Raw genomic sequence first — 23,416 nt, 5'->3', positions numbered from 1 at the left:
CCATGAGCGCCGCATTAGAACCAACCTATACCGGAGGCTGTCAGTGTGGCGCGGTGCGCTTCCGCGTCACGGGGGTGCTCACCGATTCCTCGATCTGTCATTGCCGGATGTGCCAGAAGGCCTTCGGTGCCTATTACGCGCCGCTCGTTTCCACCCGTGGGGCGAAGCTCGAATGGACCCGAGGCGAGCCGAAGCGGTTCCGCTCTTCCAACTTTGCGCTGCGCGGCTTCTGCGAGAACTGCGGCACGCCGCTGACCTACGAGGCACCCGACGGCATAGCGGTCGCGGCCGGCGCCTTCGACGATCCATCGCTTTTGCCGCCCACGGTTCAGTTCGGAACGGAAGGCAAGATCGGCTTCGTCGACCATCTGCACGAACTGCCGGGACACCGCACCGAAGAGGATGCGGAATCAGCGCCCTTCGTGCTGGATGTCGTTTCCTACCAGCATCCCGACCACGACACCGACGGCGGCTGGCCGCGGGAGGAGATGCGGTGAGCGAGAAGAACCCCAATACCCAGATGCCGAAATGGCTGCTCTACGGCCTCATCGGCAAGGGCGTCCTCGTTGCCGTCATCACCATCGGCGTCGTCGCCTATGTGGCCTTGCGCTAGGAGAAGAACATGGAAGGCGTATTTACCGGTGGATGCCAGTGCGGCGCGGTGCGGTTTCGGGCTGAAAAGCTCGGACGACCGTCGATCTGCCATTGCCGCATGTGCCAGAAGGCATTCGGCGGCTTTTTCGGCGCTCTGGTGACGGCCGACCATGCGCATCTGACATGGACACGCGGCCAGCCCACCCTGTTCCGCTCGTCGGCCAAGGTGAAGCGCGGCTTCTGCCCCAAGTGCGGCACCCCACTTTCCTACCATGCGGGAGAGGGAATCGAGTTGGCCATCGGCGCCTTCGATCATCCCGAACTGCTGGAACCGCAGGTACAGGTCAATCATGACAAGCGCCTGCCGTGGATCGATCACCTTTTCGAGAAGCCCGCCGTGAAAACGCCTGAGATGGAGGCCTTCTTCGCATCCGTGGTTTCAAACCAGCATCCCGACCATGATACGGCGGTCTGGCCGCCGGAAGAGGATTGATCGATGACCAGCCAATTGCGCGGCTTCTACCCCGAAATCGAACCCTACGAGACCGGCTTTCTCGACGTCGGCGACGGCCACACCCTCTATTGGGAGCGCGTCGGAACCAAGGGCGGCAAGCCCGCTGTCTTCCTGCATGGCGGCCCGGGGGGAGGATCGAGCCCGACCCAGCGCCGCCTGTTCGATCCGGCAGTCTACGACCTGCTGCTGTTCGACCAGCGCGGCTGCGGAAAGTCCACCCCGCATGCTTCGCTGGAAGCCAACACCACATGGCATCTGGTGGCCGATATCGAGCGCCTGCGCGAGATGGTCGGCGTCGACAAGTGGCTGGTGTTCGGTGGCTCCTGGGGCTCGACGCTGGGGCTTGCCTATGCGGAAACCCATCCGGACCGGGTCTCCGAACTGGTGTTGCGCGGCATCTACACGCTGACGAGGCCCGAACTCCTCTGGTACTACCAGTTCGGCGTATCGGAAATGTTTCCGGACCGGTGGGAGATGTTCCAGGCGCCGATCCCGGAAGCCGAACGTCACGACATGATGGGCGCCTACCGCAAATACCTCACCGGCGGCGACCGCAAGAAGCAGCTCGAATGTGCGATCGCCTGGAGCACATGGGAGGGCGCGACCATCACGCTCCTGCCGAACCCCGAATATGCCGCCCATTTCGGCGAGGACGACTATGCGATCGCGTTTGCGCGCATCGAGAACCACTTCTTCGTCCATGGCGGCTGGCTGGAGGAAGGCCAGTTGCTGCGCGATGCGCACAAGCTTCAGGATATTCCCGGCGTCATCGTCCATGGACGTTACGACATGCCCTGTCCGGCCAAATATGCCTGGCAGCTTCACAAGGCCTGGCCGAAGGCGGACTTCCATCTGATCGAAGGCGCCGGCCATGCCTTTCTGGAACCCGGCATTCTCGACCAGCTCATCCGCGCAACCGACAGGTTTGCCGGGAAAGATTGAACAAAGGAATACCCCCTCTGGCCTGCCGACCAGAGGGGGAAATAGACCGACGACCGCCCGGGGAGGCGAACACATGACACGCGAGAAAATCCATCTCTTCGACACGACATTGCGCGATGGCCAGCAGACGCCGGGCATCGACTTTTCGGTCGAGGACAAGATTGCGATTGCGGCCATGCTGGACGCGTTCGGGCTCGATTACGTCGAGGGCGGCTATCCCGGTGCCAATCCGACCGATACCGCCTTCTTCACGAAAAAGCGCACGGAGCGAGCCGGCTTCGTCGCTTTCGGCATGACCAAGCGCGCCGGCGTCTCTGTCTCCAACGATCCGGGCATCTCGCAGCTTCTGCAGGCGAAGGCCGACGCGATCTGCTTCGTCGCCAAGAGCTGGGACTATCACGTCAAGGTGGCGCTCGGCTGCACCAACGAGGAAAATCTCGATGCGATCCGCGAGAGCGTCGAGGCAGCCATCGGGGCCGGCAAGACGGCGATGGTCGATTGCGAGCATTTTTTCGACGGCTACAAGGCCAATCCGCAATATGCGCTTGCCTGCGCCCGCACCGCCTATGATGCTGGCGCGCGCTGGGTGGTGCTGTGCGACACCAATGGCGGAACGCAGCCGCCCGAGATCCGCGAGATCGTCGCCGCCGTCATCGCGGCCGGCGTGCCCGGCTCCTCGCTCGGCATCCATGCCCATAACGACACCGGACAGGCGGTCGCCAATTCGCTTGCCGCCGTCGAGGCCGGCGTGCGGCAGATCCAGGGAACGCTGAACGGCATCGGCGAACGCTGCGGCAACGCCAATCTGGTTACGATCATCCCGACGCTCTGTCTGAAGGATACCTATGCGTCGCGCTTCACCACCGCGATCGATACGGAAAAGCTGGTCGAGCTGACCCGTCTCTCGCACGCCTTCGACGAATTGCTCAACCGCTCACCGGATCATCAGGCGCCCTATGTCGGCGCGTCCGCCTTCGCCACCAAGGCAGGCATCCATGCCTCCGCCCTGCTTAAGGACCCGAAGACCTACGAGCATGTCGAACCGCAGAGCATCGGCAATTTCCGCAAGGTCATGGTGTCGGACCAGGGCGGCAAGGCCAATTTCATCAACGAGCTGAAGCGTCGCGGCATCGCCGTGGGAAAGGACGACCCGAAGCTCGACCAGCTCATTTCCATCGTCAAGGAGCGGGAAGCCTCCGGCTATGCCTATGAAGGGGCCGACGCGAGTTTCGAGCTTCTGGCCCGCCGTACGCTCGGCACAGTGCCTAGCTTCTTTTCGGTCGAAGGCTTCCGGGTGATGGTCGAACGGCGCTTCGACGCCAACGGCCATCTGAAGACCGTTTCCGAGGCGGTGGTAAAACTTGTCATCGATGGTGTCAGGGTGATGTCGGTGGCCGAAGGCGACGGCCCGGTCAACGCGCTGGACCTTGCGCTGCGCAAGGACCTCGGCAAGTATCAGACCGAGATCGATGATCTCGAACTGGTCGACTTCAAGGTGCGTATCCTCAACGGCGGCACCGAGGCTATCACCCGCGTCCTGATCGAATCCACCGATAATACCGGCGTGCGCTGGTGGACGGTCGGCGTTTCCGAAAACATCATCGATGCCTCGTTCCAGGCGCTGATGGATTCGGTCGTCTACAAGCTGATGAAGAACCGGCAGCTCGCAGGCAAGATCGCCGCCGAGTGATCGGCGGCGACCGCACCATGCGCGTCAAACGGCCGGCGGGTTGAGGCGGGCAAAGCCCTCCTGCCGGTAGTAGGGGAAATGCGGATAGGAAGCGTCAGTGGCGCTTGCCGCATCAAGGGCGGCGATCTGATCGGCCGTCAGGCTCCAGCCGACCGCGCCAAGGTTCTGGCGCAACTGTTCCTCGTTTCGAGCGCCAATGATGACCGATGAAACGGTCGGGCGCGACAGAAGCCAGTTCAGCGCGATCTGCGGCACTGTCTTGCCCGTTTCTCCTGCAATTGCGTCGAGCGCATCGATGACACGATAGAGCCGTTCGTCGTCCACCGGCGGGCCGAAGGCCGCGGTTTCGTGGAGTCGGCTCTTTTCCGGGAGAGGTGCGCCGCGGCGGATCTTGCCGGTGAGACGGCCCCAGCCGAGCGGGCTCCACACCATGGCGCCCAGGCCCTGATCGAGGCCGAGCGGCATCAGGTCCCATTCGTAATCGCGGCCGACCAGCGAATAATAGACCTGGTTCGCCACGTAGCGCGGCCAGCCGTGACGGTCGGCGACAGCAAGCGACTTCATGATCTGCCAGCCGGCAAAGTTGGAGACGCCGAGATAGCGGACCTTGCCTGCATTCACGAGACGGTCGAGCGTCGACAGCACCTCCTCGACCGGCGTCGAGGCATCGAAGGCGTGAAGCTGCAGGAGGTCGATGTAGTCGGTGCCGAGCCGCTGGAGAGCGCCATCGACGCTGGCCGTCAGGCGGGCGGAAGACGTTCCCCAGTCGGCCGGGCCATCTCCCATCGGCAGGCCTGCCTTGGTGGAAATCAGCACCTCGCCGCGACGCCCCTTGATCGCCTGACCGAGCACTTCCTCCGATGCACCGGCGGAATAGACGTCCGCGGTATCGAAGAGGTTCACACCCGCCTCGAGGCAGATATCCACCAGACGGCGGGCCTCGGCGGCATCGGAATTGCCCCAGGCGCCGAACAGCGGGCCGGAGCCGCCGAAGGTACCGCAGCCGAAGCTCAGGACGGGAACGCGGAGACCGGACGCTCCCAGACGACGATATTCCATTTGACTATCCTTTCCTTGTGGAACAGTGGAAACGAGAAGAGAGGGCATGCGTCGGCTCAGGCGCGGGCCGGTTCCGCAGCCGGCCGCCTTGCCTCCCGGCGCATGGCGAAGACGGCGAGCAACACGGCGGCAACCGGAAAGACGGCGGCGACGAGCGGCAGATGGGCTAGGCCCGGACCGTTGTCGATCGAGAGCCCACCGACCCAGGCGCCGATGGCGTTGCCGAGGTTGAAGGCGGCGATGTTGAGGCTGGAGGCGAGCGCCTGCCCCATGCCCTCGGCCTTTTGCAGGATACGGAGCTGAAGCGGCGCGACCGTTGCGAAGCCCGCCGCCCCGAGCAGGCCGACCATGACGGCTGCAACCGGCCGGATGCCCATCAGGAACTCCATGGCGATCAGGACGACACCGAGGGCGCCAAGCGATATGAGAAGCGCACGGTCGAGATTACGGTCCGCCAGACGACCTCCGAGCAGGTTGCCGACGATCAGCCCGCCGCCGAAGAGCAGCAGGATCGGCGAAACCGCCGCTTCGCCGAAGCCGCTCACCTGTGTCAGCATCGGAGCGATGAAGGTGAAGACGGCGAAGACCGCGGCAAAACCGAGCACCGTCATGGCAAGGCTGGTCACCACCGGCTCGCTGAAGAGCACCGAGAGCGAGCCCGCTTCCTCTGGCTTGTTTTCCGCAGCGTCTTCCTTCGGTAGGAAGATGGCGAGGACCGCGACCGCGATGACGCCGACGACGGCGACGGCCCAGAAAGTCATGCGCCAGCCATATTCCTGTCCGAGCCAGGTTCCGAACGGAACGCCGGCGATATTGGCAACCGTCAGGCCGGTGAACATGACGGCGATGGCCGAGGCCCGGCGATCCTCCGGAACCAACCCGGTCGCAACGACGGAGCCGACGCCGAAGAAGGTGCCGTGAGCAAGGGCCGTCACCAGACGGGCGACCATCAGCGCCTCGAAGCTCGGGGCGAGCGCACAGGCGATGTTGCCGATGGTGAAGATCACCATGAGCATCAGCAGCGTGGTGCGGGGCTTCAACCGGCCGGAAAAGGCCGTCAGAACCGGCGCACCGACAACGACGCCGAGCGCATAGCCGGAAATCAGCAGGCCGGCGGTCGCAATGGAAATGCCGAGATCGCGACTGACGTCGATCAGCAGTCCCATGATGACAAATTCGGTGACGCCGATGCCGAAGGCTCCGGCTGTCAGTGCATAAAGGGCAAGAGGCATTGGATCGTCCTTTCTGAAGCCAGCGAGCCCTTCAGATAGACAAGCGAAGTTCGATGAAATAGTCTGCCTTCAAGAACAATATCTGTGAGTTGAAGTCACATATGGGCCGACAGGACATCAACAGGTCCGGAGAGATGGAAGTCTTCGTGCAGGTGGTGGAGCGTGGTGGATTTTCCGCAGCCGCCCGCGCCTGCCGAATGACGCCATCGGCGGTCAGCAAGCTTGTTGCACGGCTCGAAAGCAGGCTCGGTGCGCGGCTCGTCAACCGGTCGACCCGCAAACTGCTGCTGACGCCGGAAGGACAGGCCTTCTACGAGCGCTGCGTGCGCATTCTCGCGGATATCGACGAGGCCGAGCGAAGTGCCGCTTCGCTCGACAATCCGCGCGGGCTGATCCGTATCAATACGAGTGCGGCCTATGGCACGCATGTACTCGCCCCCATTCTCTCACGCTTCCTTTGCGACTATCCCGGCATTTCCGTGGAAATCGTGCAGACGGACCTCGTGGTCGATCTTCTGGCCGAGCGGGCGGATATCGCGGTGCGCGCCGGCCCGATGACCAGCTCCAGCCTCGTTGCCCGCAAACTCGGTGACACTCGACTGATGATCGTCGCGTCCCCGGACTATCTGGCACGCCACGGAACTCCTGTTACGGCTAACGATCTGGAACATCATTGCCGGCTGGGCTTCGGCTATGTCAGGGCCTTCTCGGACTGGGAAGTTCCACAGGGCGACGGGATCGTCTCCGTTCCGGTTGCCGGACGCGTCAGCGCCAGCGATGGCGAAGCTATCCGGCACCTGGCCATCGGCGGCACCGGCCTTGCACGGCTTGCGGCCTTCACGGTGCGCGAGGACATTGCCGCCGGCCGTCTGGTGCAGGTGCTCGACGACCCGCGGACCCGGCGCAGCGAGGCCTTTCATGCAGTCTATGTCGGCCAGGGCGGCCATCTGCCGGCACGCATCCGGGTCATGCTGGATTTTCTGTCGGAGCATGGCCGAGTTGACTGAAACGCCCGGTTTCCGGCGGGGTTACGAGGGGAACTCGCCTGGAACCTCCGGATCGGCAATCCTACCGGGCGGGTGGGTCGAAAGACCCCAATCGTCCTCGGAATACCATTCGTCCGGCTGTTCCGGCTGTTTCCACCGCAAGCTGCGCACGGCGCGCCAGTTGTCCGCGAAGGCCGTCCGCAGGCGCGCATGGCTGGCCCAGTCCGAAAACTGCGCTCCCTCCGCCCAGACGAACGACACGCTTTCGATGAAACGTGCGGCATATCCATGCTCCTCTCGCTGCACGAGAAGATAGCCCGCCATGGCGGAATAGATCGGCCTCATGCCGCGTTCCTCGAAAATCGGAACACCGAGGGGAAAGAGCAGACGTCCGCCGGGCTCCAGCCGATCGACCCACGGACCTGCGGGCTGGTCGACGGCGAAATTGACGTAGACGATATCGACGTCGTCCTGCGGCCATTCCAGCCCGTTGCCTCTGACAACCTCGACATTCGCCCGTCCGGCCAGGCACGCCTCGGCGCGGGCGGCAAGTCCGGCGTCATACTCCACCGCCGTCACATGCCCGCCGGCACCGACCATCTCGGCAAGGATCGCGCTGTAGTATCCGGTCCCGGCGCCGATATGACAGACCCGCTCGCCCGGCTTCGGCGAAAGCGCGTGGATGCCAAGGGCATGCAGCGAAGGGCTGCCGTTGTTGACCCCGCGCAGCGCATCAAGGGCGACGAGCACATCGTCGTAAAGACAATCGACTCCCTCGGACGGCGCCCTGCGATAGCCGCCATGGCTCGACAGCAGCCAGGGCGGCGGACCGACGAAATCCTCCCGGCGGACCGCGCCGAATGCGGCAAGCAGCGCAGGATCGGGCGGGACCCCGGCCTTTTCCAGCATTCGAACGGCGAACTGGTGCCGTTGCTCCTCGGTCGACCCCCGCAGCATGATCCGTCTCCCAAAAATGCTTGCTACGCCCGCAACGATACAACCTGCCGTATGCGTCGTTCAGATGCAATCAGCCATCGTTCACCGGAATGAATTTGTCCATTCGCGAGGCTTCAGGTAACCGCATCCAACAAAAACGAAGATTAGGGCGGAAATACCATGGCGGACCCCGTTGCTCCGGCAATCAAGAACGAAGACAGCGCGCGCGGCTTTGCGTTTGCGCTGACAGCCTATGTCATATGGGGCTTCCTGCCGCTCTTCATGAAGGCGGTCGCGCACATCCCCCCGACCGAAGTGATCGCGCACCGGGTGATCTGGTCCGTTCCGATTGCGGCGGCCGTACTGCTCGTTCTTAGACGGACGGACGATCTCAAGATCGCGCTGCGATCCCCCCGCATCATGCTGATGGCGGCGCTGACCGCGACACTCATCAGCATCAACTGGGGCCTCTATGTCTGGGCCATCGGCGCCGGACGCGCACTGGACACGGCGCTCGGCTATTTCATCAATCCGCTGTTTTCCATCTTCCTCGGAGCCGTTCTGCTCAAGGAAAAGCTCAAGCCGGCCCAGATCGCCGCCATTGCGCTCGTCGCCATTGCCGTTACGATCCTGACAGTAGAGGCAGGGACACTGCCCTGGGTCTCGCTGGGGCTCACCGTGACCTGGGGCTTCTATGCTTTCTTCCGCAAAACCCTGCCGATCGGACCCAATCAGGGCTTTCTGCTGGAAGTGCTGCTGCTCAGCATTCCTTCGCTCGCCTATATCGGCTATCTCGGCCTTTCCGGCCAGAGCCACTTCTTCGCGACCAGTTCAACCGATACCCTGCTGCTGCTTTCGAGCGGCGTGGTGACGGCCTGCCCACTCATCATCTATGCGAACGGCGCCAAGCTCCTCAGGCTCTCGACCATCGGCATCATGCAGTACATCGCGCCGACGATGATTTTCCTGATTGCCGTCTTCCTCTTCAAGGAACCGCTCGGCACCGCACGCGCGATAGCCTTCCCGCTGATCTGGGTGGCGCTCGTGCTTTATTCGCTGCCGATGATCCGGGACTATCGCCGGCGCTGACGCGCCCGCGGATCAGAGCTTCGAGATGACCTCCTGGGCTCCGTCGGCATTGCCGGCGGCCTCGAGCCTGTCGAGGATTGTCGGCACGACGTCCTCGACATTCGCGACGACCAGCGGCTGGACGCGATGGGCAGTGTGAATGAAGCCCTGATCGCGCATGTGACGGATGAGCTCCAGCATGGGATCCCAGAAACCGTTGACGTTGACGAAGACCATCGGCTTCTCGTGACGACCGAGCTGCGCCCAGGTCATGATTTCCACGATCTCCTCCAGCGTACCGATGCCGCCGGGGAGCGTTACGAATGCATCGGCGCGCTCGAACATGGCATGCTTGCGTGCATGCATGTCCGGCGTGACAATCAGATCGTCGAGCTGGCCGAGGGAATGGCGGGTGGCCTCCATGTCGACCAGGAATTCCGGTATGATGCCGGTGACCTTTCCGCCGTTGGAAAGCACGCCGCTTGCAACCGCGCCCATGATGCCTTTCGTGCCCCCGCCATAGACGAGGCGCAGTCCGTGAACGGCGATCGAGCGACCGAGTTCACGGCCCGCAGCGATGTAAGCGGGGTCGCGCCCGGGCTGGGAGCCGCAATAGACGCAGACGGATCGAATCGGAAAATTGTTTTCGGCCATAAGCTCAAAAAACTATGCCGATGCCGCGAGGTCAACAAAATAGACGGAAAGCAGTGCGCTGAAACCCGGAATCCCTTGAGAACGCTTGTGAAAACGGTCAGATGAGGCTAGCAATTTCCTTGGGGTCATGGCGGTTTATCCGCCCGGAGAGAAAGAATGATGAAAAATCGCACCGGATGGGTCGCCTTGTTGGTGCTGGGCGTCGCGACATTGCTGATGGTGTTCTTCGTACTGCCGCGGATTTCCGGAACCGGCAAGGATGCCGAGCAGCCGGCGACAACCGCCGCCGATACAGCCAAGGATACCATGGCGAAGACGGAAACGGCGGTTGCCGATGCAGGCAAGGCTGCTGCCGAAAAGATGGATCGCCTGAAGACCGACGCGACGACGGCGGTCCGCAGCCTGACGGCCTTGTTCGCGGATGGCAAGACGCCGGCAATCGAAGCCTTCGCCTCGGCAAAATCCGCCGCGCAGACCGCTCTTTCGGCACTCTCGGCGCTGGAAATCCCGCAGATGCCGGATACGTCCGCCATCGACGCGCTGACGACCGCCCGCGACAATGCCGCCAAGGCGCTGGCGCTGCTCGAAGCTCTTCCGCAGGACCCCTCGGCGGCGCAGCCTCTCGTGGCTCCGATCGAGAAGACCCTGCTCGCACCGCCTGCTCCCACAGGAACCGGCGGACGGGCACCGGCGGACGAAAGCGCATCCACCCTGCCGCGCTTCGATGTGCTGCGCGTCGAGCCGGACGGCTCGACCGTAATCGCCGGCAATGCCGAACCGGGCTCCAGGCTCGACATCGTCAACGGCGACAAGACCATTTCGTCGGTCGAGGTGCAGCCGAGCGGAGATTTCGTTGCCGTGCTGGAACAGCCGCTGCCGCCCGGCGATCACGTTCTGGCGCTGCGAGCGACAGGCAAGGACGGCAAGACCGAAACGTCCGATGAAGTCGCCACCGTCTCCGTACCCAGTTCCGCGGACGGCAAGCTGCTGGCCATGGTCACGAAGCCCGGCGAAGCAAGCCGTGTCATCACGTCGCCGGAAACGGTCAATTCGGACAGCAAGCAGGCCCGCCTCGCGCAGGAAACCGTAGCGGCGCCTGCCGACGCCACAACCGTTCCTTCGGCAGCGGCTCCCTCCGCACCAGCCGAAAAGGCCGAGATCCAGGTCAGCGCGGTGGAGATCGAAGGCAAGCGTATCTTCGTTGCCGGCGAAGCGCCTGCCGGCAGCACCGTGCGCGCCCTGGCCGACGAAACACGGATCGGTGAAACCAAGACCGATGCCACCGGCCATTTCGTCGTGGAAGGCACCATCGACCTTTCGGTCGGCCACCACACCATCACGGTAGAGCTTCTCGACGACAAGGGCGGGGTAAAGCTCAAGGTTTCGGTGCCCTTCGATCGTCCGGCCGGCGAGCAGGTCTCCGTCGTCGCCCAGACCTCCGGCGACGGCACCGGCGCAACGAGCACGCTCATCCCGCTGGAACAGGCCGCCTTTGAAAAGCAGCGCGATGCGCTGGCAAAAGCCTTCGGCATCCTCCAGGGGCTTTACGCCGACGGCAAGTCGCCGGCGATCGAAGAGCTGGCTGCTGCCCGTTCGGCAACCGAAATCGGCCTCACATCGATCGCCGATTTCCGCCTGCCGGCGGCATCGAGCCAGGCGGTCGTCGATTTCATTTCCCAGGCAACCTCAAGCGCAAAGACGGCGCTTGCCGCGCTTCAGGCCGTGCCGGCAGGCGACGTCAAGGCGATGGGTACCGCTCTGCCTCAGCTCGCCCGGTTGATCGAGGCGATCCTCGCGCCGATGGCGCCTGCCGCCCCTGCCGGCGATGGGAACCCGACGGCACAGAGCACTCCCGGCACGACCGAAACGGCAGCCGCCGCGCCGAAGACGATCACGCAGGCGCCGCTGCAGGCGAGCCGCAACAGCGTCATCATCCGGCGCGGCGACACGCTGTGGCAGATCTCGCGCCGCGTCTACGGTCAGGGCGTCCGCTACACGACCATCTATCTGGCGAATGCCAAGGAGATCACCAATCCGGACAGGATCGAGCCGGGACAGATCTTCTCCGTGCCGGACGAAGCCCTGCCGAATGCCGAAGAGCTCCACCGCAAGCGGCTACATGGCGAAAAGCTGAACTGAGGATCAAAAAACGCCCATTGCAATGACGGGGGCGAAACCCTATTTGCCGAAAGGCGGCGGCCCGGACAGGACCGCCGCCTTTTATCGTTTGCGGAAGGACGGGGCCGGCATTCATGGCTGAGAAGAAGAAGACGGTTTCGGCGGATAGCAGCAATCCGCTTGATACGCTGGTCAATCTCTGGCCATACATGTGGCCCGCCGACCGGTTCGACCTCAAGATGCGGGTCGTATGGGCGACCGTTTTCCTGATCGTCTCCAAGTTCGTGCTGATCCTGGTTCCCTATTTCTTCAAATGGGCGACGGACGCGCTGAATGGCAAGCTCGACATGGCAGGGCTCCTGCCCGCTTTCCTGCTGGGGGCGGTGGTTCTCGTCATCACCTACAATCTCGTGCGCATCGCGCAGGTCGGCCTGAACCAACTGCGTGATGCGTTGTTCGCCAGCGTCGGGCAATATGCGGTCCGCCAGCTCGCCTACAAGACCTTCGTCCACATGCACCAACTTTCCCTGCGTTTCCATCTGGAGCGCAAGACGGGCGGTCTGTCGCGCATCATCGAGCGCGGCACCAAGGGCATCGAGACGATCGTCCGCTTCACGATCCTCAATTCCGTCCCCACGTTTATCGAGTTCCTGCTGACGGCCGTGATTTTCTGGTGGGGCTACGGCTTCTCCTATCTCGCCGTGACGGCCGTCACCGTTTGGGCCTATATCTGGTTCACGATCAAAGCGAGCGATTGGCGCATCAATATCCGCCGGGCGATGAACGACAGCGACACCGACGCCAACACCAAGGCGATCGATTCGCTTCTCAATTTCGAAACCGTCAAATATTTCGGCAACGAGGAGATGGAAGCCAAGCGCTTCGACGCCTCGATGGCGCGCTACGAAAAGGCTGCCACCGAGGTCTGGACCTCGCTCGGCTGGTTGAACTTTGGCCAGGGCGTGATCTTCGGCGTCGGCACGGCCATCATGATGGTCATGTCCGCGCTCGCCGTGCAACGCGGCGAGCAGACCATCGGCGACTTCGTCTTCATCAATGCCATGCTGATGCAGCTCTCCTTCCCGCTCAACTTCATCGGCTTCGTCTACCGCGAAATCCGGCAGGGGCTGACTGATATCGAACAGATGTTCGACCTTCTCGAAGTGGAGGCGGAGGTGGTCGACAAGCCCGGCGCACCGGCGCTCGCCATCGGTCAGGGCAGCATCGTCTTCAAGGACGTGCATTTCGCCTACGATCCGCAGCGGCCGATCCTCAAGGGCATTTCGTTCGAAGTGCCGGCGGGCAAGACCGTCGCCGTCGTCGGCCCTTCCGGCGCCGGCAAGTCGACGATCTCGCGGCTGCTCTATCGTTTCTACGACATCCAGCAGGGATCGATCACCATCGACGGCCAGGATGTACGCGACGTCACCCAGCACAGCCTGCGCGCGGTCATCGGCATGGTGCCGCAGGATACGGTCCTGTTCAACGACACTATCGCCTACAACATCCGCTACGGACGCCCGACGGCAAGCGATGCGGATATCGAGCAGGCGGCCGATGTCGCGCAGATCAGCCGCTTCATCCGCGACCTGCCGGACGGTTTCAAGACGATGGTCGGCGAGCGCGGCCTGAAACTTTCCGGCGGCGAAAAACAGCGCGTTGCGATCGCCCGAACCGTCCTCAAGGCACCGCCGATCCTGATCCTCGACGAGGCCACTTCGGCGCTGGACACCACGACCGAACAGGAGATCCAGGCGGCGCTCGACATCGTCTCCAAGAACCGCACGACGCTGGTCATCGCGCACCGGCTCTCGACAGTGGTCGGAGCGGACGAGATCATCGTGTTGAAGGGCGGGGAGATCGCCGAGCGCGGTACGCATTCGGCTCTGCTGGAGATGAACGGACTTTACGCCTCGATGTGGAACCGCCAGCGCGAGGCCACCCAGGCGGAAGAGCATCTGCGGCAGGTACGCGAGAGCGACGAACTTGGCGTCATCGTGCGCAAGGCGCCGGCCACCTGACCGCCCGACTTTGCCGCTTCAGACTGCGATCCGCAGCCGGTTTCGCCCTTCGCGCTTGGCGACGTAAAGGGCTGAGTCGGCCCGCTGCAGAGCCTCATCGAGGCTTTCCGACCCCGGATCGAACTCGGCCAGCCCGATGCTGACCGTTCCGGCGACGGAGGAAAGGACATCGAGGCGGCAGAACCGTTCGACCTCGCCGCGCATGGCGTCCGCGACCGCAGCGGCGCTCTCCAGCGTCATTCCGGGAAAAAGCGCGTAAAACTCCTCGCCTCCGGCTCGGGCAACGATATTACCTTCGCCGCTGGCAGCTTCGATCACCTGGGAAACCGCACAGAGCACCTTGTCGCCTTCAGAGTGGCCGAGACGGTCGTTAATCAGTTTGAATTGGTCCACATCGATGACCGCCACCGAGACCGGCTTCGCCTCGCTGCGCGCCCATTCGGCGGCATCCTGCGCGAGCTGGAAGAACTTGCGGCGATTATAGGCATTGGTCAGGGGATCGCGTTCGGCAGCCTCGATAAGCTGCGCCTCAAGACGCTTGCGGTCGGTAATGTCCAGAATGGCGCCGGCAATCCCATAGACGTCCTCGTTCCGGCTTTTGATGACCGCCTTCTGGAATTCGACGAAACGGACTTCGCCGACGGAACGGCAGACCCGGCTTTCATAGACCTGCACGCCGCCGCTTTCGAACAGGGCCTCGTCAGCCTCCTGGTAGCGTCTTGCGATCTCCTCCGGGGCGACCTCGTAGACGCTCGCACCCAGGATGGTTTCCAGCGAGAGGCCGAGATATTCGGCAAAGGCCCGGTTGCAGCCAACATAGATGCCGTCCACGTTCTTGAAGAAAATCGGCGTCGGCAGATGATCGATGCAGGCCTGAAGGTAATCGCGTTCGAGGCTCACATGGCCGATCTCGTCGTCGGCGTGCCGCGCGCGCGTGATCGCCCTGCGGGCGCGTGAAAGACAGCGCGCGATTTCCGCGTCACCGGCATTTGCCAGCACATCGTCGGCACCGAGTTCCAGCGCGCGTTCGAACCAGCGAGGCGCCAGTTCCTCCTCCGTCACGACGATGAGATAGGCGCGGTCGCCGAGCAGGCGGCGCAGGTCGCGGATCTGTGCACCGAGGCCTTCCTGCGCAAGCGGTGCAAAGACGATGGCGCGATCGCCAATCGTGGCGACGTCGTGTCTTACCGTTACGCCAGCCTGCAGCAGAACCGAAGGAACAATGCGATCCGATGCCGCGATCCAGAGCAGATCGCCCCGTTGTCGGCCCCGCATATCCTCGTCAGAAGTCTTTTCAGCCTTGTGCACTCGATCGCCCAGCCCCTCGCGAGATGTCCCGCGCATACCCCCATCCGTTTTATACCCCTGTTTCTATCGGGTAATCGTTGACGGAAAGTGCACGAACCACCAAGTTTGCGGCAGTGCAGCACGCACCGTCGAATCGCCTTCGAGCGGCGGTCCAAGTGTCACACGAACAAGCTTTGATGGTCGCAAGCATTGCCCCGGAAGCGCTTTCGGAGTAGTCAGCAGCCACTATCAGACGTTCGTGCACTTGTTTCGGCACTCCCGGAGCAACCCCGGCGGACCGGACATCAATGAAGCGATGAAACGAGGTAATCATGGATCTGTTCGAGAGCATTCGTAAGACCATCGTACCGGTACATAAGGAAGGCTATCCTTTCGTTGCCGCATTCTTTGTGGCCTCGCTCATCCTTGGCTGGATTTTCGAACCGCTGTTCTGGGTCGGCATGGTGCTGACGCTCTGGTGCGCCTATTTTTTCCGCGATCCGGAGCGCGTGACGCCGCAGGACGACGATCTGGTCATCAGCCCTGCGGATGGCCGGGTTTCGGCGATCCAGATGGTGACGCCGCCCGAGGAACTCGGCCTCGGCAACGAAGCCATGCTGCGCATCTCGATCTTCATGAACGTCTTCAACTGCCATGTGAACCGCGCTCCGGTGCGCGGCCGCGTCATCAACGTGGCCTATCGCGAAGGCAGCTTCCTGAACGCCGAACTCGACAAGGCGAGCCTGGAAAACGAGCGCAACGGCCTCGTGATCGAAAGCACCCATGGCGAGATCGGTGTCGTGCAGATTGCGGGCTTCGTGGCGCGCCGCATCGTCTGCTGGACCCATCCCAACGAGCCGCTGGACGCCGGCGAACGCTTCGGCCTGATCCGCTTCGGATCGCGTCTCGATGTGTTCCTGCCGGCAGGGGCTGAACCGCGCGTGGCCCTCGGCCAGACGGCCATCGCCGGCGAAACCGTGATTGCCGAATTCGGCTCCTCCAAGGGTCCGGTCGTCAGCCGGCGAAGCTGAGCGCGCCGCGAGGAGCAAGGCATATGCAGACAGCACAGCAGCAGCCCGATGGCACGGTCAAGGATGACGGTTTGCGTGGACCCCGGCTTCGGGAAATCCCGCTCCGCCTGGTGATCCCGAACCTGATTACGGTGCTTGCCATCTGTGCCGGCCTCACCGGCATCCGGCTGGCCTTCGAAAACCGCTATGAACTCGCCGTGACGATGGTGCTGGCGGCTGCCTTCCTTGACGGCATAGACGGCCGGATCGCCCGCATGATGAAGGCGACATCCAAGTTCGGCGCGCAGATGGACTCGCTGGCCGACATCGTGAACTTCGGTGTCGCCCCGGCGCTCGTGCTTTACGTGTTCCTGCTCGATCAGGCCCGTTCGTTCGGCTGGATTGCGGCCTTGATGTATGCCATCGCCGCAGGCCTCCGGCTGGCTCGCTTCAACGTGATGGCCGAACGCGAGACCAAGGCGCCCTGGCAGTCCGAATATTTCGTCGGCGTGCCGGCGCCGGCTGGAGCTTTGCTGGTGTTGCTGCCCGTATATCTGGGTTTTCTCGGCGTACCGCCGACGGCTCCGGTCGCCTATGCCGGTGCCGTCTACACCGTGCTGATCGGCTATCTTCTGGTCAGCCGCCTGCCGGTCTGGTCCGGCAAGTCGGAGACGAGCCGCATCCGGCGCGACCTGGTGCTGCCAATGATTCTCGGCGTCGTGCTTTACGTCGCCCTTCTGATGAGCTTCACCTTCGAGGTCCTTTCCCTCACCGTGCTTGCCTATCTCCTGTCCCTGCCCTTCGGCGCAAGGGCCTGGCACCGGCGCTACGGTACGCTCACCATCGGCGAAGAAGGCCACGAAAGCGGCCTTTCCGAGATCGATCGCGGTCTTTGACCCCCAGCGTAACCGCTCCCGCTCCCTGACGTTTTCCGCGAAGGCCAATCGCGAAATATGGTTGACATTGACCAAATTTGATTTGCGTCATTGAAAGCGTCACGTTTTTGTCATGATCTGCTCAGACAGAGCAAAAAATAAAAAAAGACAAAGACATCAGGAAACACCACAGGAGCATGTCATGAAAAAGAAGAAGACTTCCACCGAGGGGAAGCCTCCGGCCAGCAATCTGGATTCCCATTACCGGCCTCTCGGGCTGAAGGCGGTTCTCGCCGCCGCGCTGATGCTGAAGCGCAAGCCCGCCAAGCGACTTGCCTGAGCTCCGTCAAAAAAGACTGAGCTGGTCAGGTTTCGCCCTGGGAGCCGGCACTGTTGCCGGTTGAAGACTGTCACCCACCGGTTCCTGGATCTCGGGACCGGTATTGGCGACCTTGTTGACAAGACTTGAAACGGGCACCGCCTCGAAGAAATCCTCTTCCGCCGGAACCATCAGATCGGCCACGTCGCGCGGCTCGCCGGATTTGCAGTCGAGCCAGCGCGTGTAATCCTCAGGGTTAATGACGACCGGCATGCGGTCGTGAATGCGGCCGATGGTGCGGTTGGCGGCCACGGTCAGGATTGCAGCCGTATCCACTTCGGAACCGTCTGCTGACGACCATGTCTCCATCAGGCCGGCAAAGGCGACGCATCGTCCGTGGCGCGGTCGTATCCAGTAGGCCTGGGATGCCTCGCCGCTTTCCTTTCCGGGACGATGCCATTCATAGAAGCCGGAGGCGGGAACCAGCACGCGGCGGTGGCGCATCGCTGCGCGAAACGACGCCTTGCCGATCGCCGTTTCCGAGCGTGCATTGATAAGCAGCGGAAAATCCCTGGGGTCCTTGACCCAGGAGGGCATGAAACCCCAGCGCACCAGCATCGCCTGCCTCTCCGGCAGATTGCTGCCCGGCTCCCGCCGGTCGCTCGCAACGATCACGAGAATGGGCTGCGTAGGGGCTATGTTGTAGCGGGCGGGAAAGCCCTCGAGCTCCACGAGCCCGAAGGCTTCGCGGACATCGTCGGGCTTTGCCGTCAGTGAAAAGCGTCCACACATGCAGCGATCCATGCCAGCCGCGCGACAGGCGGTCAAGGCGCAGGATGCGCAGCAAGTCCCTTGCGGTCCAGACCGAATACCCCGATATTCCCGTTGATGCGCCGAGCGGCGCGAATCCCTCCCGCAGCATATCCCAGCGAGACGCAGAGACACGATTGCCAATGCCGAGCCAGCCCCGCCTCGCCTCATCAGCCATCGTAGAACGGGATGGCCGCATCCTGCTCGTGAGGCGCATGAATCCCCCCGCTGCCGATCTTTTCGCCTTCCCCGGCGGACGCGCCGAACCGGGCGAAACGCCGGAGGAAACCGCTATCCGCGAACTTCTGGAGGAGACCGGGCTCCAGGGCCGCAATCCGCGGCTCTTCGAGGAGGTGGAGCTGCTGCCGGAAGAAGGCGTACCCGGAAGCCATTTTCTTCTTTCGGTCTTCTGCCTCGACGCCGATGCGGAAACATCGGCGCAGGCCGACAGCGATGCGGCAGAAGCCGGCTGGTTCCTGCCGGAGGAGATTTACGCCCTGCCCGTGCCGCCAAGTGTGAGGGCCTGCGTCGAACGTTTGGCGGCGGAATGGGAGAAGCGCAGATGACCAACGACCGCATCCTTCGCTCAGTCCGTCCTGGCGGCGCTAGCTGGCCGGCCCGCACGCCCTTTCACCTGAAGACTGCCTTGGCCGTACTTCTTCTGGCCTCCTTCCCCTGCTTCGGAACGGCGCCTGTCGCGGCGCAGGACAAGGATGCACAGGCAAAACCGGCCGAAACGGCAGCGCCGGAGGAAAAGCCAGCGCCTTATGACGATCGCCTCGCCCGCCTTTCCGAGATCATGGGAGCAGTCCACTACCTGCGCAATCTCTGCATCGAAAAGGGAGAACCCGAGTGGCGCGACGCCATGCAGAAGCTGATTGATTCGGAGACGGCGACGGAACCGAAGCGAAAGGCGCGAATGATCGCCGCTTACAACCGCGGCTACCGATCTTTCGCCTCTGTTTACACGACCTGTACCCCGGCTGCGGTCACCGCAGAGGAGAATTACCGTAACGAAGGGGCAACACTCGCCGTCGAAATTGCCTCGCGCTTCGGAAATTAACGATTAATTAACCTGTTTTGCCTTGCAGCCGTGTCGTTTCGGCAAAAGGCTGCTAAAGTTATTAACAGGTGAGTAAGGACTAGAGTAAGAGCCATGGAACCGCGCCGCAACGAGATCGACGACATGATCGTACACGAGAAGATGCAGGCTGCGCTGGAATACCAGAACGAAGCCTGGGCCGACGGCATGGCCGATGGCATCGAGCCCGAGATCATTGCGGATGCCGCCTTTGCGCTCGCCATGCGCGAGACGATCCGCATCCATGGCGAGGACGGCGCCGAGGCTATCCTCGATTCGTTGCGAAGCCGCATGCTGGCCGGCGAATTCTCTCCCGAGCGGCGCGTACAATAACAGATTCCAGAGGACGGACGATGCATATCGGACGTAGAGTCAGGCGCAACGGCCTTGCGGCCATGATTGCCATGTCGACGGCGCTATCGGCAACGTTGTTTTGGGACGGCGCGGCGATGGCGCTGTCGGACATCAAGGAATTGCCGGCCCCCAGCCCTCAGCAATCCGAAGAAGGCCAGCCCGCACAGGAGCAGCAACCGGCGCCGGAAACCGAAGCGCCTGCGGACGAGGCGCTGCCCGGCATTCCCTCACCCGATCCCCTTATCAACAAGCAGCAACAGGATGACGCCGGCGTCGAAGCGCCGCCGCCGGAGGTCATCTACGACATCACGAAGGCTCCGGAACCGGTTCGCCACCTGCGCGAACAGTTGATCGAGGCCGCGGCGTCCGGCGATATCGAACGGCTTCGTCCCTTCCTCAATCCCGGCCCCGACCAGACTCAGATCCTGATGGAGGACGACAAGGCCGATCCGATCACGGCGCTGAAAGGCCTTTCCGGCGACGACGACGGAATAGAGATTTTGGCGATCCTGATCGACGTGCTTTCCACCGGTTTCGTGCATGTCGATGCCGGCACACCGGAGGAAGCCTATGTCTGGCCCTACTTCGCCGAAAAGCCGCTGACCTCGCTGACACCGCCGGAAAAGGTGGAGTTGCTGCGCATCGTCACGGCCGGCGACTTCGCGGACATGCAGGAATACGGCAACTACAATTTCTTCCGTGTCGGAATTGCGCCCGATGGAAAATGGAAGTTCTTCACGGCCGGCGACTGAGGCCGGCCGTCATATCCACCGCCATTCCCGTGGATCGCATCCGTCGCCACCGATGGAAACGATTCCCTTTTCCGGCCCGATGTTCTACAGCATCCTGTAACGAACAACCGGGATTGGGATGACGATGCCAGCCGCCTTCCTGCACGACCGCACGCTTATCCGTATCGGCGGAGCGGACGCCGAACATTTCCTGCAGAACCTGATTACCACCGACATCGAGGCCTTGCCGGCCGGCGAGGCCCGTCCGGGCGCGCTGCTGACCCCGCAGGGCAAGATCCTCTTCGACTTCCTGATCTCGCGCGATGGGAACGCTTTCGTCCTGGAGACGGCGTCATCCCAGCAGGACGGGCTGATAAGGCGCCTTTCCATGTACAAGCTCAGGGCCGCGGTCGAGATCGCCGGCGCGCAGCAAGCAGGCGTCACCGTTTCCTGGGGCGAGGACATTGCAGACGGTGGCGCCGCCGACTATCGCTTTGCCCGCGCCGGCGTGGCCCTGAAGCGTCAGCCGGGCGAACATGGCGCACACAATGCGACCGGTTACGATGCGCTCCGCGTTCTGTCCGGCATTGCGGAGTCCGGCAGCGATTACGCCCTTCAGGATGCCTTTCCGCATGACGTCCTGCTCGATCTTTCAGGCGGCGTCTCGTTCAAGAAAGGCTGCTATGTCGGGCAGGAAGTGGTCTCGCGGATGCAGCATCGCGGCACCGCCCGCCGCAGGGTGGTGATCGTCAGCGGCGAAGGAACATTACCGGCGACCGGCACGGAACTGGTGACGCTGGGAAAACCGGTCGGGGCGCTCGGAACGGTCGCCGGCAGCCGCGGCCTCGCCATCGTGCGCGTGGACCGTGCCGGAGAAGCCATGGCGGCCGGCGCCGACATCCTTGCCGATGGCAGGCCGGTCACCCTTGCCCTTCCCGCATGGACGGGGCTCACCTTTCCGACAAGCGCCTCGGAGGAGGCCTGAGCCATGGCGGTAGGCGACACTTCGGGTCGTGCCTGGCAGCGAATGCTGTCCGGCCGCAGGCTCGATCTCCTCGACCCGTCGCCGCTTGACGTGGAGATTACCGATATCGCCCACGGGCTGGCCCGCGTTGCCCGTTGGAACGGCCAGACATCGGGCGATCACGCCTTTTCCGTCGCCCAGCACAGCTTGATCGTCGAGGATATTTTCCGGCGCTGCAATCCGAAGGCGACGGCCGACGAGTTATTGATGGCGCTGCTGCACGATGCGCCGGAATATGTGATCGGCGACATGATCTCCCCCTTCAAGGCCGTCGTCGGCGGCGGTTATGAAAAGGTCGAGAAGCGGCTCGAGGCGGCGATCCACCTGCGCTTTGCGCTGCCGCCCCATGCTGCTCCGACCCTCAAGGATCTCATCAAGAAGGCGGACCGTGTCTCGGCCTATTTCGAAGCCACCGGGCTTGCGGGCTTTTCGGAGACGGAGGCTCGGAAATTCTTTGGCCAGCCCCGGGGCATCACCCGCGAAAGCCTGGCGATAGAACCGCTGCCGGCATACCAGGCGCAGGCGCTTTTCCTGCGGCGTTTCGAGGATATAGAGGCGGCCCGCCTGCCGGGTGCGAAGGTGGCGAGATGAGCTACATCGTGGTTGCGCCCCTGTCCCGCATCGCCGAAATGGCCGTTCGCCACAAGGCGCGGGAGATGATTAGCCTGATAGCCGAGGGACAGGATTTTCACCGGCCCGCGGTGATTGCGAAAGAACGGCACCTGAAACTCGGGATGAACGACATCAGCTTTGCCGGAACCGGCAATCTGGTCGCGCCGCAGGAGGCCCATGTGCGCGAGATCATCGATTTCGCCCGCTCGTGGGATCGCGCCTCCCCCCTCCTCATCCATTGCTGGATGGGCGTATCGCGCTCGCCTGCGGCCGCGCTGATTGCAAGCCTCGCCGTCGCCCCGGAGGAAGCCGACGATCTTCTGGTACGTCGGCTTCGAGCGGCCTCCCCCTATGCCACGCCCAATGCCAGACTGGTCGAGATCGGCGACGATCTTCTCGGGCGCGGCGGCGCGCTGGTTCGCGCCGTCAAGACAATAGGGCGCGGAGCGGATGCCGACGGCAACGCGCCGTTTACCCTCCCCCTTCCAGCAGAAGCGGACATCGCACGATGACCGAGGGGCCGGCGGCAATCGAGATCGGTCTCAATGCGGCAATCGTCGCCGTGGCCGACCGCAGTCCGCGCCTGCTCGTCGTCAGCGATCGGTCGAACCCGCTGGAGGCCCTGCCCTTCGGCCCGTTCGATCCCTCCCGGCACCGGACGATGGAGGTGTCGCTGCGCACGACCGTCACCAACCAGACGGCGCTGCACATGGGCTATATCGAGCAGCTCTACACCTTCGGCGACCAGGGTCGCCACAGGATGCCGGGCGAGAGCGGGCTGCATGTGGTGTCCGTCGGTTATCTGGCGCTGACCCGCATGGACCCCTCCCGCCGGGACAGCCTGCATGCGGCCGGCGTTCATTGGCGCGACTGGTACGGCTATCTCCCCTGGGAGGACTGGCGCCATGGGCGACCCGCCATCCTCGATCAGGTGATCCTGCCCGCCCTTTCGGAATGGGCTGACGAAGCCCCGGTCGAGGACACCGATACGATGCGGCCCTCTCGCCGCTCCCGGTTGAAGCTCGCCTTCGGCCTCGACGACTTCCCGTTCGACGAGGAACGGGTTCTGGAGCGCTATGAACTGCTTTACGAAGCGGGACTGATCGAGGAGGCCGTGCTGGACGAGCGGGTCGCGACACGCCGGGTTACCGTGCCGCTCGGCACGCCGATGCGCTTCGATCACCGCCGGATCGCCGCAACCGCGCTTGCCCGGCTTCGCGGCAAGATCAAGTATCGCCCGGTGGTGTTTGAACTGATGCCGCCCGAATTCACCCTGACGGAACTCCAGTCGACGGTAGAGGCGATCTCCGGTCGCCATCTGCACAAGCAGAACTTCCGTCGTCTGGTCGAAGGCGCGGAGCTGGTCGAACCGACGGGCGGCACACAGGCCGCGACCGGCGGCCGGCCGGCGGCCCTTTTCCGCTTCCGCCGGCAGATCCTGGAGGAACGCCCCGCCCCCGGATTGAAGGTCGGCGGCCGCTGAACGCCGTTTGATAGAG

At 63.2% G+C, this 23,416-nt stretch carries 25 protein-coding genes; 19 read left to right on the top strand and 6 right to left on the bottom strand.

Features of this window, described 5'->3' with window-relative positions:
- The first annotated feature begins 2 nt into the window (after positions 1-2).
- The 4 genes from ACLBKR_RS05000 to cimA all read left to right on the top strand — a co-directional run bounded on the left by ACLBKR_RS05000 (position 3) and on the right by cimA (position 3,740).
- Positions 3-497 (top strand): GFA family protein, encoded by a 495-nt coding sequence (locus ACLBKR_RS05000; RefSeq protein WP_113448799.1) that lies wholly within the window; start codon positions 3-5, stop codon positions 495-497.
- A gap of 125 nt (positions 498-622) precedes the next feature.
- A complete protein-coding gene (locus ACLBKR_RS04995) occupies positions 623-1,087 on the top strand; it encodes a GFA family protein (protein ID WP_113448800.1) in 465 nt (154 codons plus the stop codon).
- 3 nt (positions 1,088-1,090) lie between these two features.
- On the top strand, positions 1,091-2,050 hold the full coding sequence (gene pip, locus ACLBKR_RS04990; protein ID WP_112827346.1) for a prolyl aminopeptidase: 960 nt from the start codon (positions 1,091-1,093) through the stop codon (positions 2,048-2,050).
- 73 nt (positions 2,051-2,123) lie between these two features.
- Entirely contained in the window at positions 2,124-3,740 is a 1,617-nt protein-coding gene (gene cimA, locus ACLBKR_RS04985; protein WP_113448801.1) for a citramalate synthase, read from the top strand.
- 24 nt (positions 3,741-3,764) lie between these two features.
- Here cimA and ACLBKR_RS04980 read toward each other — a convergent pair whose 3' ends face one another.
- Positions 3,765-4,799 carry an aldo/keto reductase gene (locus ACLBKR_RS04980; protein ID WP_414900855.1) on the bottom strand — a complete coding sequence of 345 codons (1,035 nt, stop codon included), beginning with the start codon at positions 4,797-4,799 and terminating at the stop codon, positions 3,765-3,767.
- A gap of 56 nt (positions 4,800-4,855) precedes the next feature.
- Positions 4,856-6,031 (bottom strand): MFS transporter, encoded by a 1,176-nt coding sequence (locus ACLBKR_RS04975; protein ID WP_113448803.1) that lies wholly within the window; start codon positions 6,029-6,031, stop codon positions 4,856-4,858.
- Positions 6,032-6,132: 101 nt separating this feature from the next.
- Between ACLBKR_RS04975 and ACLBKR_RS04970 the strand changes: the two genes are divergently transcribed.
- Positions 6,133-7,038 carry a LysR family transcriptional regulator gene (locus ACLBKR_RS04970; RefSeq protein WP_113486645.1) on the top strand — a complete coding sequence of 302 codons (906 nt, stop codon included), beginning with the start codon at positions 6,133-6,135 and terminating at the stop codon, positions 7,036-7,038.
- A gap of 21 nt (positions 7,039-7,059) precedes the next feature.
- Here ACLBKR_RS04970 and ACLBKR_RS04965 read toward each other — a convergent pair whose 3' ends face one another.
- Positions 7,060-7,974: a methyltransferase domain-containing protein gene (locus ACLBKR_RS04965; protein ID WP_113456973.1), complete on the bottom strand. Its 915-nt coding sequence runs from the start codon at positions 7,972-7,974 to the stop codon at positions 7,060-7,062.
- 159 nt (positions 7,975-8,133) lie between these two features.
- Between ACLBKR_RS04965 and rarD the strand changes: the two genes are divergently transcribed.
- Entirely contained in the window at positions 8,134-9,042 is a 909-nt protein-coding gene (gene rarD, locus ACLBKR_RS04960) for an EamA family transporter RarD (RefSeq protein WP_113338639.1), read from the top strand.
- A gap of 12 nt (positions 9,043-9,054) precedes the next feature.
- Here rarD and ACLBKR_RS04955 read toward each other — a convergent pair whose 3' ends face one another.
- On the bottom strand, positions 9,055-9,675 hold the full coding sequence (locus ACLBKR_RS04955) for a TIGR00730 family Rossman fold protein (protein ID WP_113453617.1): 621 nt from the start codon (positions 9,673-9,675) through the stop codon (positions 9,055-9,057).
- Between the two features lie 156 nt (positions 9,676-9,831).
- Between ACLBKR_RS04955 and ACLBKR_RS04950 the strand changes: the two genes are divergently transcribed.
- Both ACLBKR_RS04950 and ACLBKR_RS04945 read left to right on the top strand, forming a co-directional pair.
- Positions 9,832-11,814 (top strand): LysM peptidoglycan-binding domain-containing protein, encoded by a 1,983-nt coding sequence (locus ACLBKR_RS04950; RefSeq protein WP_113453616.1) that lies wholly within the window; start codon positions 9,832-9,834, stop codon positions 11,812-11,814.
- Positions 11,815-11,927: 113 nt separating this feature from the next.
- Entirely contained in the window at positions 11,928-13,814 is a 1,887-nt protein-coding gene (locus ACLBKR_RS04945) for an ABCB family ABC transporter ATP-binding protein/permease (RefSeq protein ID WP_112827355.1), read from the top strand.
- An 18-nt stretch (positions 13,815-13,832) separates the two neighbouring features.
- Here the strand turns inward: ACLBKR_RS04945 and ACLBKR_RS04940 are convergent, their stop codons facing one another.
- Positions 13,833-15,158 carry a diguanylate cyclase gene (locus ACLBKR_RS04940; RefSeq protein WP_113453615.1) on the bottom strand — a complete coding sequence of 442 codons (1,326 nt, stop codon included), beginning with the start codon at positions 15,156-15,158 and terminating at the stop codon, positions 13,833-13,835.
- Between the two features lie 275 nt (positions 15,159-15,433).
- On the opposite strand from ACLBKR_RS04940, the gene ACLBKR_RS04935 reads away from it, so the two are divergent.
- The 3 genes from ACLBKR_RS04935 to ACLBKR_RS04925 all read left to right on the top strand — a co-directional run bounded on the left by ACLBKR_RS04935 (position 15,434) and on the right by ACLBKR_RS04925 (position 17,326).
- The gene (locus tag ACLBKR_RS04935; RefSeq protein ID WP_112827357.1) at positions 15,434-16,132 is read left to right on the top strand and encodes a phosphatidylserine decarboxylase; all 699 of its coding nucleotides are present in this window, start codon (positions 15,434-15,436) and stop codon (positions 16,130-16,132) included.
- A 23-nt stretch (positions 16,133-16,155) separates the two neighbouring features.
- Positions 16,156-17,007 (top strand): CDP-diacylglycerol--serine O-phosphatidyltransferase, encoded by an 852-nt coding sequence (gene pssA, locus ACLBKR_RS04930; protein WP_113439696.1) that lies wholly within the window; start codon positions 16,156-16,158, stop codon positions 17,005-17,007.
- Between the two features lie 181 nt (positions 17,008-17,188).
- Positions 17,189-17,326: a hypothetical protein gene (locus ACLBKR_RS04925; protein WP_244710738.1), complete on the top strand. Its 138-nt coding sequence runs from the start codon at positions 17,189-17,191 to the stop codon at positions 17,324-17,326.
- A 6-nt stretch (positions 17,327-17,332) separates the two neighbouring features.
- Here the strand turns inward: ACLBKR_RS04925 and ACLBKR_RS04920 are convergent, their stop codons facing one another.
- Positions 17,333-18,097, bottom strand: a complete 765-nt coding sequence (locus ACLBKR_RS04920; RefSeq protein ID WP_113456976.1) for an SOS response-associated peptidase — start codon at positions 18,095-18,097, stop codon at positions 17,333-17,335.
- Between the two features lie 161 nt (positions 18,098-18,258).
- Between ACLBKR_RS04920 and ACLBKR_RS04915 the strand changes: the two genes are divergently transcribed.
- The 8 genes from ACLBKR_RS04915 to ACLBKR_RS04880 all read left to right on the top strand — a co-directional run bounded on the left by ACLBKR_RS04915 (position 18,259) and on the right by ACLBKR_RS04880 (position 23,400).
- Complete coding sequence (locus tag ACLBKR_RS04915; RefSeq protein WP_113426099.1) at positions 18,259-18,681, top strand: NUDIX domain-containing protein; 423 nt, start codon at positions 18,259-18,261, stop codon at positions 18,679-18,681.
- Positions 18,678-19,178 carry a TIGR02301 family protein gene (locus ACLBKR_RS04910; protein ID WP_112827361.1) on the top strand — a complete coding sequence of 167 codons (501 nt, stop codon included), beginning with the start codon at positions 18,678-18,680 and terminating at the stop codon, positions 19,176-19,178. Before ACLBKR_RS04915 ends, ACLBKR_RS04910 begins: the two co-directional genes overlap by 4 nt.
- A 93-nt stretch (positions 19,179-19,271) precedes the next feature.
- Complete coding sequence (locus tag ACLBKR_RS04905) at positions 19,272-19,529, top strand: hypothetical protein (RefSeq protein WP_112827362.1); 258 nt, start codon at positions 19,272-19,274, stop codon at positions 19,527-19,529.
- 20 nt (positions 19,530-19,549) lie between these two features.
- Positions 19,550-20,302 (top strand): hypothetical protein, encoded by a 753-nt coding sequence (locus ACLBKR_RS04900; RefSeq protein WP_414900846.1) that lies wholly within the window; start codon positions 19,550-19,552, stop codon positions 20,300-20,302.
- A gap of 124 nt (positions 20,303-20,426) precedes the next feature.
- Entirely contained in the window at positions 20,427-21,266 is an 840-nt protein-coding gene (locus tag ACLBKR_RS04895; protein ID WP_414901734.1) for a YgfZ/GcvT domain-containing protein, read from the top strand.
- 3 nt (positions 21,267-21,269) lie between these two features.
- Positions 21,270-21,896: a YfbR-like 5'-deoxynucleotidase gene (locus tag ACLBKR_RS04890; RefSeq protein ID WP_113437913.1), complete on the top strand. Its 627-nt coding sequence runs from the start codon at positions 21,270-21,272 to the stop codon at positions 21,894-21,896.
- Positions 21,893-22,429 (top strand): tyrosine phosphatase family protein, encoded by a 537-nt coding sequence (locus ACLBKR_RS04885; RefSeq protein WP_414900844.1) that lies wholly within the window; start codon positions 21,893-21,895, stop codon positions 22,427-22,429. The genes ACLBKR_RS04890 and ACLBKR_RS04885 overlap by 4 nt, the downstream gene beginning before the upstream one ends.
- A complete protein-coding gene (locus ACLBKR_RS04880; RefSeq protein WP_414900842.1) occupies positions 22,426-23,400 on the top strand; it encodes an NUDIX hydrolase in 975 nt (324 codons plus the stop codon). Before ACLBKR_RS04885 ends, ACLBKR_RS04880 begins: the two co-directional genes overlap by 4 nt.
- The last annotated feature ends 16 nt before the right edge of the window (positions 23,401-23,416 follow it).

The organism is Paenirhizobium cremeum (assembly GCF_047553425.1).
In the GTDB taxonomy this organism is placed as follows: Bacteria; Pseudomonadota; Alphaproteobacteria; order Rhizobiales; family Rhizobiaceae; genus Allorhizobium; species Allorhizobium cremeum.
Note: the sequence above shows the minus strand (reverse complement) of the source record. Positions and strands in the feature narration are given on the sequence as shown.